At 35.1% G+C, this 17,860-nt stretch carries 18 protein-coding genes; 4 read left to right on the forward strand and 14 right to left on the reverse strand.

Annotated elements, in window-relative coordinates; genetic code table 11:
- Nucleotides 1-130 precede the first annotated feature (130 nt).
- Nucleotides 131-2,749 carry a phosphoenolpyruvate synthase gene (gene ppsA, locus I5818_RS20780; RefSeq protein ID WP_078110928.1) on the reverse strand — a complete coding sequence of 873 codons (2,619 nt, stop codon included), beginning with the start codon at nucleotides 2,747-2,749 and terminating at the stop codon, nucleotides 131-133.
- Between the two features lie 395 nt (nucleotides 2,750-3,144).
- On the reverse strand, nucleotides 3,145-3,768 hold the full coding sequence (locus I5818_RS20785) for a class I SAM-dependent methyltransferase (protein ID WP_078110929.1): 624 nt from the start codon (nucleotides 3,766-3,768) through the stop codon (nucleotides 3,145-3,147).
- Nucleotides 3,769-4,749: 981 nt separating this feature from the next.
- Here I5818_RS20785 and I5818_RS20790 point away from each other — a divergent pair.
- The 3 genes from I5818_RS20790 to I5818_RS20800 all read left to right on the forward strand — a co-directional run bounded on the left by I5818_RS20790 (nucleotide 4,750) and on the right by I5818_RS20800 (nucleotide 7,232).
- Complete coding sequence (locus I5818_RS20790) at nucleotides 4,750-5,589, forward strand: manganese catalase (protein ID WP_071975477.1); 840 nt, start codon at nucleotides 4,750-4,752, stop codon at nucleotides 5,587-5,589.
- A gap of 514 nt (nucleotides 5,590-6,103) precedes the next feature.
- Nucleotides 6,104-6,472 (forward strand): hypothetical protein, encoded by a 369-nt coding sequence (locus I5818_RS20795; protein WP_058006319.1) that lies wholly within the window; start codon nucleotides 6,104-6,106, stop codon nucleotides 6,470-6,472.
- A 487-nt stretch (nucleotides 6,473-6,959) separates the two neighbouring features.
- A complete protein-coding gene (locus tag I5818_RS20800; protein ID WP_078110105.1) occupies nucleotides 6,960-7,232 on the forward strand; it encodes a hypothetical protein in 273 nt (90 codons plus the stop codon).
- 237 nt (nucleotides 7,233-7,469) lie between these two features.
- Here I5818_RS20800 and I5818_RS20805 read toward each other — a convergent pair whose 3' ends face one another.
- The 5 genes from I5818_RS20805 to I5818_RS20825 all read right to left on the reverse strand — a co-directional run bounded on the left by I5818_RS20805 (nucleotide 7,470) and on the right by I5818_RS20825 (nucleotide 11,641).
- Nucleotides 7,470-8,186: a hypothetical protein gene (locus I5818_RS20805; protein ID WP_058006318.1), complete on the reverse strand. Its 717-nt coding sequence runs from the start codon at nucleotides 8,184-8,186 to the stop codon at nucleotides 7,470-7,472.
- A gap of 278 nt (nucleotides 8,187-8,464) precedes the next feature.
- Nucleotides 8,465-8,914, reverse strand: coding sequence for a DUF1569 domain-containing protein (locus I5818_RS20810; RefSeq protein ID WP_078110104.1), 450 nt, complete (start codon nucleotides 8,912-8,914; stop codon nucleotides 8,465-8,467).
- A 443-nt stretch (nucleotides 8,915-9,357) separates the two neighbouring features.
- Entirely contained in the window at nucleotides 9,358-9,768 is a 411-nt protein-coding gene (locus I5818_RS20815) for a VOC family protein (protein WP_058006316.1), read from the reverse strand.
- A 337-nt stretch (nucleotides 9,769-10,105) separates the two neighbouring features.
- Nucleotides 10,106-11,053: a helix-turn-helix transcriptional regulator gene (locus tag I5818_RS20820; RefSeq protein WP_078110103.1), complete on the reverse strand. Its 948-nt coding sequence runs from the start codon at nucleotides 11,051-11,053 to the stop codon at nucleotides 10,106-10,108.
- 231 nt (nucleotides 11,054-11,284) lie between these two features.
- Nucleotides 11,285-11,641 (reverse strand): YunG family protein, encoded by a 357-nt coding sequence (locus I5818_RS20825; protein WP_078110102.1) that lies wholly within the window; start codon nucleotides 11,639-11,641, stop codon nucleotides 11,285-11,287.
- 297 nt (nucleotides 11,642-11,938) lie between these two features.
- Between I5818_RS20825 and I5818_RS20830 the strand changes: the two genes are divergently transcribed.
- A complete protein-coding gene (locus I5818_RS20830; RefSeq protein WP_078110101.1) occupies nucleotides 11,939-12,391 on the forward strand; it encodes a DUF6843 domain-containing protein in 453 nt (150 codons plus the stop codon).
- Between the two features lie 84 nt (nucleotides 12,392-12,475).
- Here I5818_RS20830 and I5818_RS20835 read toward each other — a convergent pair whose 3' ends face one another.
- The 7 genes from I5818_RS20835 to I5818_RS20865 all read right to left on the reverse strand — a co-directional run bounded on the left by I5818_RS20835 (nucleotide 12,476) and on the right by I5818_RS20865 (nucleotide 17,853).
- Nucleotides 12,476-13,309, reverse strand: a complete 834-nt coding sequence (locus I5818_RS20835) for an alpha/beta fold hydrolase (RefSeq protein ID WP_313902900.1) — start codon at nucleotides 13,307-13,309, stop codon at nucleotides 12,476-12,478.
- A complete protein-coding gene (locus I5818_RS20840; protein WP_078110099.1) occupies nucleotides 13,306-13,812 on the reverse strand; it encodes an SRPBCC domain-containing protein in 507 nt (168 codons plus the stop codon). The genes I5818_RS20835 and I5818_RS20840 overlap by 4 nt, the downstream gene beginning before the upstream one ends.
- A 66-nt stretch (nucleotides 13,813-13,878) precedes the next feature.
- Nucleotides 13,879-14,214, reverse strand: coding sequence for an ArsR/SmtB family transcription factor (locus I5818_RS20845; protein WP_078110098.1), 336 nt, complete (start codon nucleotides 14,212-14,214; stop codon nucleotides 13,879-13,881).
- A gap of 181 nt (nucleotides 14,215-14,395) precedes the next feature.
- Entirely contained in the window at nucleotides 14,396-15,289 is an 894-nt protein-coding gene (locus tag I5818_RS20850) for a putative RNA methyltransferase (protein ID WP_235849635.1), read from the reverse strand.
- 342 nt (nucleotides 15,290-15,631) lie between these two features.
- The gene (locus I5818_RS20855) at nucleotides 15,632-16,057 is read right to left on the reverse strand and encodes a cytidine deaminase (RefSeq protein ID WP_078110096.1); all 426 of its coding nucleotides are present in this window, start codon (nucleotides 16,055-16,057) and stop codon (nucleotides 15,632-15,634) included.
- A 323-nt stretch (nucleotides 16,058-16,380) separates the two neighbouring features.
- Nucleotides 16,381-17,196: a CPBP family intramembrane glutamic endopeptidase gene (locus tag I5818_RS20860; RefSeq protein ID WP_078110095.1), complete on the reverse strand. Its 816-nt coding sequence runs from the start codon at nucleotides 17,194-17,196 to the stop codon at nucleotides 16,381-16,383.
- A 147-nt stretch (nucleotides 17,197-17,343) separates the two neighbouring features.
- Nucleotides 17,344-17,853 carry a P-loop nucleotide/nucleoside kinase family protein gene (locus I5818_RS20865; protein WP_078110094.1) on the reverse strand — a complete coding sequence of 170 codons (510 nt, stop codon included), beginning with the start codon at nucleotides 17,851-17,853 and terminating at the stop codon, nucleotides 17,344-17,346.
- Nucleotides 17,854-17,860 lie beyond the last annotated feature (7 nt).

Here is a 17,860-nt window from a genome sequence, read left to right on the forward strand (position 1 = left end):
AAATGTAGACGTTTTATGGGAATCTTATTACGACCCCTGGTATCATTTCTAGATAGTTTAAGGTGAAAGACACCGCACTGGTAACCATTGGAGCGGCGCTAACTAATGAAATCTGGATGTATTTTAGTCATTACAATATTTCAATATATCCTTCTGTTCCATGCACGCGAATTTTTTGTCCATCTTTTATCAGTTTGGTTGCATTCTCTACTCCGACCACTGCTGGTAAGCCATATTCACGTGCGATAACTGCTCCATGGGTCATTAATCCACCAACTTCGGTGACTAGGCCTTTTATGGATACAAACAATGGTGTCCAGCTAGGATCAGTAAAGGCGGTGACTAATATATCTCCATCTTCTACATTGGCATCTTCCATGTTTAAGATGACACGTGCTCTTCCCTCGATAACACCAGAGGAAACAGGTAAACCAACAATGGCTTCGGCTGGTAGATTGTCTCGTTTGTACTTACCTGCTATGATTTCACCATCTGATGTAATCACACGTGGTGGAGTTAGTTTTTCATATAATTTGTACTCGTCTTTTCGTTTGTTAATAATCTGGTAATCCAATTTATTTGTGCGTACTACTTCGGTAAGTTCCTCAAAAGTGAGATAGTATATATCTTCTTTTTCATGAATAATTCCCGCTTGAACAAGTTTTTCCGCTTCTTTCAGTAAAGCTTGCTTATAAACAAAGTAGCGATTGATCATGCCGTATTTTGGATATTCACGATAACCAATAAAATTCCGGATGATGCTAATCATTCGTTTTGTCTCTTTGGCTTTTTGTTTACCATCCGGTAATCGTTTCAATCTATCTACTAACTCTTGTTCTTTTTGCAAGGCCTCCTGGCGACCTTGCTCAAATTTTCTCTTGCTTTCATTCGGCTCAAAGTTTTTGATGTTACTTAGTATCAAAGGGATAAGTGTAGTAGGTTTTTCACTCCAACGAGTTCTAGTTATATCGATTTCGCCTGCACATCGCATCCCATATTTGTTAAGATAAGCATTAATCGCGTCTCGGGTCTCCTGTCCACCATCAAACTCAACCAGTTCATCCAAAAAGTGATCATCTTTGACATTTCGTAAATACTCTATAACCTTCGGATAAGGACGAATCACATCTGCAACATCCATTAAGGCTAGACCCATTTCCGATGTAATATTGTTTGGTACAGATTGAGAAAGCGTATCTGCTGCGTTCTTTTCACCTAACCACTTATTCATTTTTTCATTGATCCATGATGATGCATCCATAGCAGTCCCAAACACAATCGAACTTTGTGGGTTAAATAATATCCTCTTTAATTCCTGGATATCCTCTAAAATAAAATCAAATAAATCCGATCCCGATTTCATTTGGATGTTTTGTCTTAATATTTCTATCGATGTTTCGCTACTCTTAATCAAATCAGAAACAATTGTTGGATTGTTTTCGATTAGTGTCTGAAAATCCATCATCGAATTACCTTTATTACTTATACTCGGACGACTCTGTTCTTTCTTATCATTTGAGGACGGTGTTATGAAATCCTTTCGCTCTAGTATGGTCATTAATGCATCTTTTAAGAGTTGATCGTGTTTTTCCATGCCATTTAATAAAATTTCTCTACTAACAGGTGAAGCCAGATTTTGTGTAACATCAACAAACAACCTACCACCAGCTTTACGCATAGGGGCAGGAGTTGTTAACAGCCAAAAAGATAATCCCAATGGTTTCATTGGGTCAGTCATCATTTGTTGATGGGCGACAGAAATATAAACGTGATTTTCTTCATCATTCGCTTCAGGGATGGGGTATAAAGTAGTAATAGGACGACTCTGGACTATATAAAATGTATCATCAACTAAACACCATTCGATGTCCTGCGGGCAACCAAAATAAGCTTCAATCTGTCTTCCAATGTGAGCTAATTGTAAAATTTGTTCGTTAGTAAGTGTTTGGGACTTTTGCTGATCAGGAGCAATCTGCTCAGTCTTTGTTCCGCCTTCTTCTCGTGCATAGATGGCCAATTTTTTTGTTGCTATCCTCTTATCGACGATTTCCTCTTCTCTCACTTTATAACAGTCGGCCGTTACAATACCAGAAACTAATGCTTCTCCAAGTCCAAAACTGGCGTCGATTGATAGGAGCTTTCGGTTGGAGGTAATTGGATCAGCGGTAAATAAAATCCCTGAAGCCTGTGGAAAAACCATCTTTTGAACGATAACGGATAAATATACTTGACTGTGATCAAATCCATTTTGCATACGGTAGATGACCGCACGATCTGTAAATAGGGAAGCCCAGCATTTACTAATATGCTGCATAATTGCTTCTTTACCGATGATATTTAAATAGGTGTCTTGCTGACCCGCAAAAGATGCATGTGGTAAATCTTCTGCAGTCGCACTAGAACGCACTGCATAAGCATGTTCCTCGCCAAATTGGGAGAGATAGTGAGTAACTGCTTTCACAACATCGGAAGGAATTTCAACTTCCAGAAGAATTTGTCGAATGTTACGACTGATTTCACCAATCTGATCTCGATCTTCAACCTGTAGCCTTTTTAGTTGGTCCATTAAAGCGTGATACGCATCGTTTTGTTCGATGGCCTTTTGAAATCCCACTGTTGTAATACAAAATCCTTCTGGTACTTGTATTCCTTGAATTTTTGATAATTCTCCTAAATTTAACCCTTTTCCTCCAACGAGCGAAAGCTGTGTTTTTTCAATCTCCTGAAAATCGAGAACCAAAGAACTCATTCAACATCTCTCCTAACCGTTAATGTTCTATAGATTTTACCAGCACTATATAGAAAGAAATAGTCTATAATGTACTTTTTTTATATGCTATAATTAAAGTAGGAAGAGGACATTAATGTCTGAAGTACAATCTTTTTCAGTAAATAACCTTTCCTTATTTGGAAATATTAACAAAACTAATAATCCCAATATAGACTTCAAAAAGTGGTGCTAGCGTTGCACCACTTTTTTCTTGTATGGAAAGGAAAGCCTATTAAACTTGGAATTTTAGAGGTATATATTCAATAATAATGATTACTCTACATTAATTATTAATTTTTTTATAACTTTTGCTGGCACTTCTGCATCACAATTTTTTCCGGTAAAATGAAGCAAAAAGTTCATTCTTACCTTTATTATTTCTTCTTACATTTCACCAATATAAAATTTATTGAAGGTTTATTTTTCATGTCCTTATTTGGCTCATCAATTTCCGAAAACTCTACCAAACCATAGTCTCCAAATTCTTGTTTTATAGAGTCAGAATCATAAAAAAACATTTTTACCCCTTCCATTATCTCAAAATAGTCTTTATCCAATTGTTTGCCTTTACCAAACATTGGTGCCTTTTTTGAAACAGTTGTAAAAATCATATATCCATTCGGTTTTAACTGATCGTAGCAATCTTTAATAAACTTCTTTCTCTCCTGCTCATTCAATAAATGTATAAGTGCGTGAGAGAATATGCCATCGTAAAGCTTGTTATCAAAAGGCATATCAGTAACAGAACCATGAAAAATTTCACTATCAATTCCATTTTCCCTCGCCAAACCAATTGCTGTTTTTGAAATCTCAATCCCTGTAACATTTATTCCATTTTCAATGAATACCTTCGCATTTCTTCCATATCCAATACCTGGTATTAGTATGTCCTTAACGTTTTTTTCAAGGAAAAAGTCTTTTATTAAAATTGCGGAGTCTGTAGGCTCGAATCCCCACATTGTCTGTTTGTCTATAAAACTTGATTCCCAAAATTCCATTATATCTCTATCTCCTTCAAGTTATAATTTGGCTTTTTTGTATCATACTAATTACTAAAACTTTACCCAATTAGCAACCATTCTGAAAAAAGCCTATATTTTAATTGGAAACTATGTTGCTTGACACTATTATTCCTATTATAGATATGATAACTCTCTAATAACTATAATTAGACATCTTCTTTTTGTAAATAGCCATTCCTTAAAAATGAACGGAATGTATTCCTTTATTTACATGTTTATACTTATTTAGCTAATCTGCTCCTATTGTGGAATAACAAAAAAAGGCTTTACTTTTTAAGGAGGTAAACCCTTATTCTTTAAAATGCTAGATTATTATATTGGTAAGAGAATTTAACTCCCAATCTAAAAAAAAACGGCAACTCAAAAAGACTACCTATTATACAAAGTTCGGGATTTATATTTTTTCTAAAAGATTTAATTTATCTCTTTTACTGCTCTGTTAATCTATCCCTTTCACACAATAGCTTCACAAAAAATATGAACCCTTCTTGGATCTGCCACGGTTTTACTGCTCCTTTTTTATCATTTTTTCCCTAAAAATCAGGTTAAACCCTTGAATTTTTGTTTTCTTTTTTAAAGGCTTTTTGTATCGTTTGTTGCATTTGTACAAGCCCAACTGCCAGCTTTTATTCCCAATAAAGGATTCTAGCCTTTCTTAAGGAGATTGCAGCTCTTTACTCAGTAAAATGAAACGTGTAGCTATCCTCAGTCGATATTTATTATTTATAACTTTACTAAAATAGCAACAATGTTTGAGAAAAGAGCCTTTTTAAAAGTTATTTTTAAGTTTTATAGGCTTAAAGATGGGTAAAAAAGTACTGTGGAGTTGAGATCCACAATCCATAAAGGCGCTTTTTTACTAGTAAGAATAAATGGGTTTCCATTCTACATATGTGTAAGCATCATGTTACTAATTCTTATGCTAAAAAAGCTTCTTAATTTTAAAGGAGGATATACATGTTTCGTCATCAAAAGGAATTGCAATTTGAAGTAAAAGTAGAGCGTCCCGATCCGCAACTTGCGAAGCATATTCAGGAATTACTAGGCGGCCAATTCGGTGAAATGTCCGTTATGATGCAGTATTTATTCCAAGGTTGGAACTGTCGCGGAAATGAAAAATATAAAGACATGTTGATGGATATCGGCACAGAAGAAATCGGTCACGTTGAAATGCTTTGTTCTTTAATTTGCCAATTGCTGGACGGTGCTTCCCCCGAGCAGCAGGCAGAAGCTGCCAAAGATCCAACATTGGCTGCTATAATGGGTGGAATAAATCCTCAACACTTAATCGTTAGTGGACTTGGAGCAACTCCTAAGGATTCCCAAGGTGTTCCATGGAATGCAGGCTATATCGTAGCTAGTGGCAACTTGCTTGCTGATATGCGTGCAAACCTAAATGCAGAAAGTCAAGGACGTCTTCAGGTTGCTCGAATCTACCATATGACAAAAGACGAAGGCGTTCGTGCAACATTCCGAAAAATGCTTGCCCGTGATCGCTATCATCAATATCAATGGATGGCTGCCATCAGTGAACTCGAAGAGAAAAACGGAGTAGTCGTACCAGCATCCTTCCCACCAGAAGCTGAAAAGGAATCCCAACCACATGCGTTAGAATTCTGGGACCTTTCAGAAGGCGAAGAATCATCTACAGGTCTATGGGCTACCGGAAGTGCTCCGGACGGTACCGGAGATTTCGTTTACCTACCTGACCCAGCACCACAAGGTAACATTCCAGACCCTATAGTCCCAGCACCAGAACTGCATCATGACCTTGATGGCCAAGCTACTAATAAATAATCTATTTCTACAAAACAGCGCTGTCTTCATTTTGGAGACGCGCTGTTTTGATGTTAATGCTATTTTAATCATAATTTCAGCATACAAAAGTTGAATAGCATTTTTCCTAAATAAGGCCTTACTAAGGAATAATTGCTCTTCTTATAGAAGTAAACCGCTCCGTAAGTTTGGAATTTCAACAATAAAAGCGTTTAAACACTAGATTAACGGTTTATTATTTAATTATTATTCTTAATAGTTTCTTCATCTTCCACACTGATAACTGCCCTTTCGTTTTTTAGTTAACTCAACAAAAAAGCATTAACCCTTTTTCAATTACGACTCCGTTATCCATCCATGAATGACAATTTACCACAGAGATTGGAAGATAATTATGTTCTTTCATGGTAGTTTAAGTAAAATATTTCATATGGTACGATTATAATTAAAAATGAGAAAATCTAAGTTTGTCGAAATGGGTCGTTTTATGTATTATGGTACCAATAGTTATTTTTGACGCTTTGGGGGAAAAACAATGGGAAAACTATATTCCTTTAAATTGGATGAAGAAAAAGGCATTTTCTTTGTAAAAGTGGGCGGCTTTTTTAAAGAGGAAGATGCAAAAATATATTTAAGCGAGTTTCAAACCATCGTAAATACCATTAACCCTTCGAGGTATAAATTAATTATAGATGCAAGTGGACAAGAAGAAGTGGCTGATCAAGTGGTGGATGATATCATATTCGTTTTAAAATTATATTCGATGGCTAATTTTAAAAAGATAATAGTTATTATTCCTTCCTCTCCCACTTCAAGAATGCAGGTTATAAATTGTGTAAGAAAAATTATCTTTCCTGGAATATTTGTAGATTCCATTGAAGAAGCTTACAGCATCCAAGATTAATAATATTTTCAATGTCAACAGTTAACCTGTAACGGGTTTAGTTAAGAGGGGAAAATTTGCTTTGATTCACAAAATAACAAATCATTAGTTCTACGTAGAGGGGCATAGTCTTTATGGATTAACGCCCCCGCTAGTGGAATAACAATTTTATTCTCTTATTTCTTCCAGTATTTTAAGTACACGATTATTTTGTCTTTCAATAGATTTTATCTCTTTTAAATGCTTGAAGAGAACACCACAATAAGTACAATAGCTACTCAAATTATAAAATCCATTTCAGTTCCCCGTCTTCATTATTTATCTATGTACTTTTACATTATTCCGCATACGTTTTGGTTTAAAATTACATGCTTGTTCAAGTATTCTTCTTCCTTTATTCTACAATACAAACCAACACATTATTCACAAGAATATCAATAACAATATTTTCCTAAAATAATGAAACTTCCTTCTTTTTTATACGTATCTCTTCATAAGGGGGAATTCCATGAAGAAATTTTTATCTATAATAATAACTTTATCTGTCTTACTTGGTCTTAATTATGGAGTATCATATTTATTAGATGCAAACTTATTCGAATACTCATTTTTCATAGGGCTTGCTGTAACTCTGACAATTTGGTTCTTCACCACCAAAGGTGGATTTACTACTAAAAGCGTTGATTTTTTAGTATTGTCCAATACTAATCAAAAATGGAAACCGAAAAATCTACATATAAACCTTCAATTGCCTTTTATACCTCTTTTATTTATACGTTAATATCAATGATAGCCTTGATTATTTACTACAGGAATTATTTCCTTTAATTTCTCTATCAAATCCTGGGATACAAATTTAAGATTCCAGGATTGTTTTTGTTATACTTCATTATTAAAACTTTTTTATCAAATAAGTAGCTCCGTTTTTACAATAAAAAAACGATCCTTCGATATTGAAGAATCGCACTCTTGTATGGAACATCTATTTAGTTTTATCTACGAAAATATTTTGTCACTCTTAAATTGACATATCAAATGATAAAAACTTAGGCAGTTCATTTTCACGCTTATCGAGCATAATTTGTTCTGGCTTAATCCCCTGCTCACGCAGTACTTCAATGTTCTGCTCAAGGAACTCGTCGCTGCCAACAACATAGAAGATTGCATCCTTGTCTGCAGCAAGATTTTTCACTTCTTCATAGTAGTCTTTACGGTTATCGACGAACTGTGCCGTAAATTTCTTGTCAGGTTCAGATTTAAAAATATTAGTGAATAAGAAATTCTTTGTTGAATCAATATTCAGAGAATGAATTTTATTGACATTGTCTGCACGTTCGAAATATTCAAGTACAAGTGGTCTGAAAGTTGCAAGACCGACACCTGATGACAGCAGGTAAACATTTTTGTCTTCTCTTTTAAGCGGTACATTCGAATGAGTTTTAAATATCGCCACTTCATTGCCGACTTCAAGATTTCTTAAAATCGACTTAAACTCAGAACATTGCTCTCTAATGCGTGTTGTGATACCTATTGCATTTTCGTGCGGTAAAGTAGAAATTGACATATGGCGAATTAGGCTGCGGTTTGGTTTATCTCCAGCATTGAAACCTTCCAATGCAAAGTGTGTGTGGGAGCCTTCTTCCCATGTAAAGTCTTCCGGACAGTCGAGCAAGTACGTTTTAACCTCAGGCGTTTCCTCTATAATCTTATTTATTTTAGTCCAGTATATTTGCAATGTATATTCTCCTCACTCAATTACATGTATTGTTATTATCTAATATATCATAAATGATAACGATTCTCAATTGATTTGATTGATTATTTCAGATAATTTATGTGATTTATATTTACCGGTAATTCATACAGTAATTTTCTAGATAATGGTTCTATTACTGAACTAAGAAAAATCTGGACTCTTCAGCTAACCTATCCCTTTACTTCAACAAGAAAAGATTAAGGCATTCCGTTACTTGTCTTTTTGGTCAACTTTTATTTTTTTTTCTAGAAAACTAACTAAACTCCAAATTGTTTTAAATGATGGTCAAGGTGCTTGTATATACCTTTTCCCCATTGCTCGGAAGTAAGTTTACCGAAAAAGGGATGTGGATGAATCGTACACTTTTCTGGACCATTATTTTGGAAAGTTATAATTTTTTGTTTCAGTTTTTCCTTATCTGTTTCAAATTCTTTTTCATCTACAATCAAAATGGTCGGAATGGTGGACATATTTTTGGCTAAAGTCCTGTCGTTATAAAACATTGGTTTTACAAAGTTTCCTATTAATATTCCTAACCAACCTCTTGGTGGAAAAGAATATCCCATTGCAAAGTTTTGAAAGGATGAACAATGTGCTAGCATTTGGGCAACATCCATTTTACCCCATTGGGGTTTTGAATTTGGGTTTAATTTGTCAATACGCTTTAAAATTTCCTTTGAATGCAATTGATTAAAAATATTTTTCATTTGTGCATCCCCCTTTACCAATCTAGCTCTACATCACCACAAAAAAATCCTTTTATTCTGTTAATTAAAAGGTTCTCTAAGTTGTAATAAATTTCCTTCAATAAGAAAAGGCATCCCTTATTAAAGGAATGCCCTATAGTTTAAATAGAAACTTTCAATCTATTGTTTTGATATCTTGACCATCGTAAAAAGGCGCTAGAATTGTGCCTTTTTATGGAAGACGTGATTTCAAAATCATTTTAATATATCTAGAGGGGTACGACAATTATTCCTGTTTTATCGTGTTATTTTAAACCATACGATTATAGTTCAAAATGGTTCATTGTCAAACCGGGAAAAACGAGGTTGTCACCAGAGAAATGATATCGGCACATTCGGCCAAAAATGGCTATATATTTTACCAATCGTTTCCACTCTCAAAATTGTGGCCTCACTCGTTTCATCTATCCGTCAATTCTATTGCTGAACCGTTTGATTGCTTCCTCGGTCACCGGCTCGAAGAGGTTAACGAGGTTGCCGTCGGGATCACGGAACAACATGGAACGGTTCCCCCACGGCATCGTGGTCGGTTCCTTTACCCACTCGTCAATAAACGGTTTTAAACGTTCGTATTCAGCATCGACATTATGGACACGGAATTCGATAATGACAGTTTTATTGCTGGCTGCTATTGCGGAACCAGTACCGAACAGTGGCACCGTCTGCGAATGGCCGATTGCCAGGGTGCACGATGTCAAAACAAGTTCCGCAAAGACAGGCGCGGGACGTTCTGCCGAAACCCCCAAGACTTTTTCATAGAACTTGACAAGACGATCCAAATCGTCAGTAATAATGCGTACAGAAGCAAAATTCATAATATCATCCTTCCTATAATAACTGATAAAATATCGTATCATTTCATTTTTGGCCAGAACCAGCAATGCTATCATAAATTGCAAAGGGTTACGAGGCCTGTTTTTTCCATTTTAAGTAGCCTAATTTGCGGGTTAACCAACTTTCGTTGGCTCTCTGTAAGGGCTTGATTGAATCTATAATTATTCCATTTTTGGTTTAACGACCATTTTTCCATGTCTGGCTACTGTGCAATTGGTCTATAGTGATATGAATTATCCTTTGCAAAACATACTTCGCATCCCACTCCTTTATGTTTACTTACTCCGATTATAAAAAAACACTACTGACAACAGTATGTCAGTAGTGTTTTAACATTTTTTTTGCTTCCTCACGAATCCGATTTCGGAATGATTCAGGCTCCAATACAATCACTCCCGCTCCCCAGCCAAGCACCCATTGTAACAATTCGTCTAGGTGACGAACGCGTAAGACTACATGCAATCCATCTTGATGCTCTTCCATATACTCTATATAATGATAGTTCGACTCCCTCACTTTATCCACGATGTCATGGTTAAATCGAAGGCGAACTCGCAAGTTCCTATCATCCGGAGGGGTATACTCCCTTAAGTTAAAATGCGCCGGCAGTTCGAATCGTTCTTCCAGGTTGATAAGTTCCGTCATTCGGGACAAGCGGAAGTGGCGAATGTCTTGACGAAGATCACATCGAGCTACGAGCATCCACGATCCTTGAATAAGCACCAATCCATAGGGAGCAACGGTACGAACACTATGGTAATTCCCTTTGGAATCTGCAAGTCTTTTTGCATAATGAAAGTTTATCTTTCGCTCGTCTAATATTGCTCGACGGATCTTTTCTAGATATTTCTTTTCTTTTGAAGGCGTAACCTGTTTATCAGAAATGAGCAAACGCATAGCCTTGAGTACATGAGAAGTTTCATTGCGAACGCTCGACGGAAGAATGGCCTCGATTTTGCTACGAGCTGCTTGAGCTCTGACACGATAATCATCATCAAATTGTTGTTCGATAAAGTCTGTTCCAATCAGTAGGCTCACGGCTTCTGGTACCGTAAAACTGATAGGTGGTAAGAAATAGCCTTCCATTAAGGAATATCCTGTTCCAGGGGCTCCTATGATTGGCACGCCAGCTTCACTCAGCGCCTGAATGTCGCGGTAGATGGTTCGCACGCTCGTTTCAAACAGGGTTGCCAGATCTTCAGCACGTACAACTTCTTTACGCTGCAACTCCAGCACGACGGCTAACAATCGGTCTGTTTTGTTCATTGGTTGCCCCCCTTGAATGTTTATTACAAAATAATATACCACATCCTAATGGAGAAGATTATTCAGTGACTCTGGAGTTGCCAGACATGGCTGTGTAAACGCATCTATGACGGAATCTCTACAAAATAAGGGCAAGGCTTCTGTTGGAGTTGCGCCGTTAACTGGTCCGAATGTTGAACATAAGTTCAACATAATAGAGTATTAAATTCATATTAGATCAAACACTTTTAATTAAAGTTTTAGATTGATTAGAACGCTTTGTTTTAAATAATTATATTGTTTATCATTGGTATCCAAAAATGCTTCGTCTCTATTTGAAGGAATATCCATATACACTATGTCTTCTCCAAATTGACTAGCTGTAAAATCGTATAAGTTTCCATTAATAAAATTATAAAAATGCCATCCACCAGATAGATTAGTTTTCCTTATTTCCCCACCTAATATATCATTTACTACTAATGCAGTTACACCACATTGTCCATTTGCAGGGTTATCTTTACTCCATTTTGAACTTGATTCTAATGACCAAGATTTAGCTAACGCTTTAATCATTTTTTCTATTTGCTTAGAGTGATTATTTTCCATAAAAACCCCTCATTTCACAGATTATCTTATATAGAATTTCTCCTATTACTGTATACAAATTAAATACTGCTCTTCAACTCTTGCCTCCGTTAGTTCAAAGGAAGTCCTTTTTTTAAGCAACGTTCGTGGTAACATTCCTGTAAGTGATTTACTTAAAGTAACGAGCACGTTATTCAAAAAGGATTAACGATTTTTTTGTTGAATTTCTGACTGTGTAACAGGGGGATTTTTAGTTGGAGCAAATATGTTATATTTGTAGCGAAAAAATGTGTTTTTCAGATCGGGAGGTGAGGATTGTTGAAAACAAAAATTGGAATAGCGGTGTTAGTTCTCATTTTCTTAGGAGTAATGTATAAGTTTTTAGTCAATCAAGAAGGTGTTGACCAAACATATTTATTGCCTTCGGGTTTTGAAGGTTGTGTTGTTATTCACTACAATGTGGATGGTGCAAAACCACTAAAAATAGAAAACAATGAGATTGTTTACAAAGTGCCAGAGAGTGGAATTCTATATACTTCTTCGCCCTCTGATTTTGGATGGGTTAATGAAAAGCATTCTGGAGCATATCAATTACGTGCGTTTTATGTTGATGAAAAAGGAGAAAAAATAGAAGAATTACCTCAAGAAAAAATAAGATTTGGAGCGAACGGTGCTAGTCAAGAGGAAGGAAAACCAGAAAAACATTATTTCTATCAGATTTTTGGTTCAGAAGAAATTGAAAACAAAGGTTGTCCAGTACTTAGTTTATAGAAAAAATTTTTATTAAAAAGAGAATAGGCACATTTCATTTTAAGAAATGTGCCTACTCTTAAGGTTACTATTACAAGTATAAAATTAAATAGATAAGCCATTCGGATTTTGATGAAGATTCAAATAGAAATTCACCATCTCATTGGCTAATACGTTTGGAGCCATCACAACTGCCGAATGATCTTGCCCTGAAAGTGTTTGGTATTTAGCTAAAGGTAATAATTCAACAAGTGATTTAGCAGCAGCATGAAAATAATGTTCACTATTTTCTCCAACCATAATGGCTGTTGGAATATTCACTTTCCATCGATCAACCGGTAATGGCTTACCAGATTGGGTTTCACCCATAATCATTCCATCATAAGCAAGAGTATGTGCCATCCCTTCCATTGAATTCCATGAAGGATCTGCCTTCATATACTCTAAATATTCAGAAGGAATACCAAGTGCTTCTATCATGTAGTATTCAACAGCTTCATTCCGTTTCCTTTCCTCAATCAAATTGATCAAATGCTGAACATAATTTGCTGGAACACGTGGACGACTATGATCAATTATAAAAGGAGGCTCATACATAAATAGCTTCGTAACCTTGTCTCCTAGTTTATTTGCAGCTTCAAGAGCTAATACCGCACCAGAAGAACTTCCAAACAAAAAGCTGTTGCCACCAGCTTCATTTATAAGGGCATCAATATCTTCCACTTTACGTTCAACTGCATACTTTGAAGAATCGGTGCTTTGACCTCTACCTCGACGATCATAATTATAAACAGTAAAATGGTTTGCAAGCTGTACTGCTAGTTGTTCAGCATCTTTGTGGTCAGCTGCAGCAGATGATACCAGAATTAATGATGGTCCAGTACCTATTTTTTCGTAAGAAATTATTGTGCCATCTTTTGAAATTAATGCGTTCATCATTTCCCTCCACTAATTGTGATTAAATATTCTTCTAGGCGATTAAAGGCATCTGTAAAACCTTGGATCATTCCCATTTCTTCGGCATTATTTAGCTCTGTGATGCTATTAAATCGAGTAATAATCCTAAGTTTGGAGCCATCTATCACCTCTTCAAAGGTTACGATAGTGTACATTTCACTGTTTTCTACAATGTTCCAATTCTTATCTGTAAATGAGTCTATGTAGACAAGTTTTAATTGTTCAATAACTTCCTGATAGACAGCTCTGCAGTATACTTCTTCTCCATCACCATGATCAGGACATAATTGATAGCGCCAAACACCACCAGGTCTCACATCCATCTCGTAAACAGTGGAGGTCCAATATTTTGGGCCCCACCAACGGGAAATATGTTCTGGTTTCGTCCATCCCTCCCATGCATATTTGATTGGGATAGCTACTATGCGCTCAATTGTTAGCTCTCTACGAACCTGGTCTTTGAAGATTTTTGTTTTTTTACTCATTTTAATTTCACCCTTGTTAGCGAGTTAACCCACTTTTTTCCTTCCGTTCAGCAAATGGATATGAAGCTATTTATCCTCCTTTCGCATAAAGTCAAGCATATAGTCCTCAAAGTTATCTAGGCGTTCTTCCCATAAAACGCTAAAGGAATCGAACCAAGCATCTAAATCCTGAAATGGCTGAGCTTCAAGGCTATATATTCGCATCTGTCCCTTAGTATGAGATCGTACCAATCCATTCTCGCTCAAGATACGTAAATGACGGGATACCTGAGGCTGACCAATATTTAATGCCCTAACAATTTCACTTACAGATTGAGGACCTTTTTTTAAAAGCTCTACAATATTGAAACGATTAGGTTCAGCGATTGTTTGTAATGTTAATTGCATCGTAGTTGTATTCATATTATTAATATACACTTTGGCATATATACACGTCAACGTATATAAAATATTTTTTCTAAAAATTTTATCATTTACTCACAAAATGCTATTCCACTAACTACTCCGTTAGTGGAACAAAAAAAGATCGCCGCAGCGACCTCATCTTCTTTAACTCTTGCCAAAAATACTATTAGGTGTTTTTCTACATTGTGTTTTTACCGACTAATATATCCAAATCAACTGTTATGTGAGCCATATTCTTTTTTAAAAAAGATGTTACTCTTTCCTCTGTTGTGGACCAAGTTAATGGAGTCATTTGAACTAACCATTGAAGTGAAGATTTATTAAGGTTCATGGTATACCTTAATCTTGAACTTTCTACAAATTGAAAGCTCTCTTTAAATCTCTCCACAGTCTCTAAATTAGAGTAATTTTGTTTTTCAGGTTGATGAAAAAGATGCTCCCTTAACTCTTTTAAATAACCACTTTTAGGCACAATCTTAATTACTAAACCATCTGATTTCAACAATCTATTAAATTCGGCATAATTTGAAGGAGATAGGATATTTAGAATAACATCGAACTGTTTATTCTTAAATGGCATGTTAGCAAGGTCAGCCACAGCCCAAATCTTATTAGAGTAGTTCTTAGAAGCTACTAGAATACCTTCTTTAGAAATATCTATTCCTACTCCTACTACACCTTTGAAAAAGTCAGACTTAACAATATCGCAAATACTAGTGAGATGTGAACCCTCGCCACACCCTGTATCAAGTATAGATATTAATTCTTTTTTCTTACCAGCATGTTCATTTATCATTTTTGCAATTGCATAGCTTAATGGTTTATAAAAGGCACCTTCGGTAATAAGTTTTCTTCGTGCTTCGAAAAGCCCTTTACTGTACTTGCTGTTTATTGAGTGAGTTGTCAAGTTCATATATCCTTGCTTGGCGAAATCAAACGTATGATGATTTGAGCAAATTAAACTTTTAAACCCCATAACCTTCATAGAGGAATGACAAATTGGACAAGCAAAAATGGTTTCAAAATCGCTCACATATTTTGCACTCTTTATTCTTTTATTCTCCTGTAACAAAGAAGTCACCTCATTCATTCGTTTTTAGATAAATGAAAAAGGCATAGACAAATAAACCCTCATCATATTTTTTAAAAAAATATGAGTTGGATTTGAATGTAGTCTATACCCATTTCTATCTGTAACGAATGAATTGAATAATCATGGACCTAACTCCTTTTTACATAGATAGGATGAAACCTACAGATACATCATAACGAGTCTTTATTATATTTGCAAAAACTTTATATTCGACTAAACTACCCCTCTAGTAGAATAAGAAAAAAGAGCTGTTGGATCTTCAACCCTTCCCCCCAATAGTCTAAATAAATTATTTCATAACATGCGTCGCTATATACCTTCTTAAGATTCTCTCGAGTATTTTAAGGGAATTAATTCTTCAATCTTAACCTTTACTAATTCACCATTTACTTCTAAGATAACGAAACATTTTGGTGAATAATCTGATATTAATTCTCTACACATTCCACATGGGCTCACCACAGTTAGTTCTCTATTTCGTTCATCTGAATATGGATGCCTAACTGAAACAATTGTATGAAACCCTTTTTCTCCATTGGAGATAGCACTTCCTATTGCAATTGCTTCTGCACAAACTGTTATACGCCCAACATAGGCTTCAATATGTACAGCAGATACTATGTTTCCAGAATTGGTTCGTAAAGCTGAGCCTACATGAAGTTTATCATCTTGATATAAATCTTTTATTTTGCTTTTCGCTTCTTCAATTAATTGATAATCATCTTGTGTTAAGGGAAATACGTTCATTTTTTTCCTCTTTCTTTTTTCATTATCACTGATAAAATATTTCATATAGATTATAGCTTTTTTGCTCTTCAGTTGTTTCCGTATTTAGTCACTTTTGAAATCGTTGAACCACATCATTTATAGATAATTACTTACCTTTTATAAATCCAACCATAAAGTTAGTAGTTTTCCTTTTATTTAACCTGCCCCTGTTGTTAAATAAAAAAAGAGCTTCTGACCTTCTTCTGATCTCCACTCTTGCCCCGTTATTTGAATAAAAAAAGTTTCTATATATTTTTTAAGTTCCTGATATAAAATCCCTCTAGACCACGGCTACAAATTGACTATATGTTAACATCCTTTCCGATGCTTTTTTTGTATAGAATTTCTTTAGGATTTATAACAATTAATATTACTGCAACAGCAAAATAAGAAAGCATAACATATACTAAAATGTCTAATAAATCTCCTTTTACCAACACAAGAGAAAAATTAAAAATTTGGTGCATAACAATCGGTATCATTAGATTCTTATTTACTTTGTAGAAGAATGTTACAATAATTGAGAAAGATATAATTCCAATCATAAAAAGAACGATGTACTTGATTAATTTCATATCAGTATAACCTGAGGTAAACCATAGTGGAGTGTGCCAAAACCCCCATAAAAAACCTACGATTAGTGCTGAATGCAAAGGAGAGTACTTCTTTTGTAATTCATTTAGAGCATATCCTCTCCAACCTAACTCTTCACCCAAAGGCCCCTGAACTAATTTATCTAAAAAAGTGAGAAACATTAGACCCAGACCTGTAAAAGATAGAGCTAAAACCTGAGTATCAGTTGTTTTTGATAGCAAAAATATTGTCACAGAGATGATAATAACTTGAATGCTTACAACGGTGCCAAGAACGGAAAACCTAAGTTTTTGAGCAAATTGCTGTTTTATAAAATCCTTTAACCTTAATCCCGGATAAATTTTTTTAAATAAAATAATAAATGCAAAAGTTGATGACCATGCTGCAATGGTTTGTAAAATGTTTATTACGCTCTCTGGTGCGTCTAACATTATGCTTATACCAATGACCATAAAAAACAATAAAAAGATTCCATAAGTTAAGACGACAAAACTGAACAATGGACTTTTTGATATCTTTTTCATAGTAACCACTCCTTTTTAGTAGTGGCTAAATTATATGTGTATTTAAACTCAAATTCTTCAGACTAGGGACTGAAACTCTATTACATCCTTTGCACTAATTCAACAACTGCACCATTAGTTTAAAATCTTAGTTGTTATTCCATTTGATTAAGTAATATAATTAGCTACCAATTCAACCAAATAATCTAATTCTAAAGCAGTATCAACTACAAGCTCTCCCTCTAGGACACCTGTACGCATTTTTGCATAATGCTTCTTGAGATCTTCAATATTAGTAATTAATTGATTAGGTAACGGACATAATTTTCTCTTATTCAGCCTTTCAGCCCAAATGAAATCTTCGCAAGTACATAAGACCGATTTTAGACTACCCTTATTTTTATGAATCCAACTTTTTAATTGTTCTACGTCATCCAAGTGGTTAAATCCAAAATCTATTACAATATCAACATCGGATACTATTGAAGATTTTAGTAATTTGTATAAGATTTCAAAACAGTTTTTATTCCTATCTGCGTTGTTTTTTGTGAAATTTGAAACCGTATCATATATATCGTCTTTGTGTAAAACTATTATGTTCAACTCTTTGCCTAATGCTTTCGCCAATGTAGTTTTCCCAGTTCCTGCTTTTCCCCTACTCAAAATAACATGTGACAATGAAAAT

Origin of the sequence: Heyndrickxia oleronia (genome assembly GCF_017809215.1) — a bacterium.
Lineage (GTDB): Bacteria > Bacillota > Bacilli > Bacillales > Bacillaceae_C > Heyndrickxia > Heyndrickxia oleronia.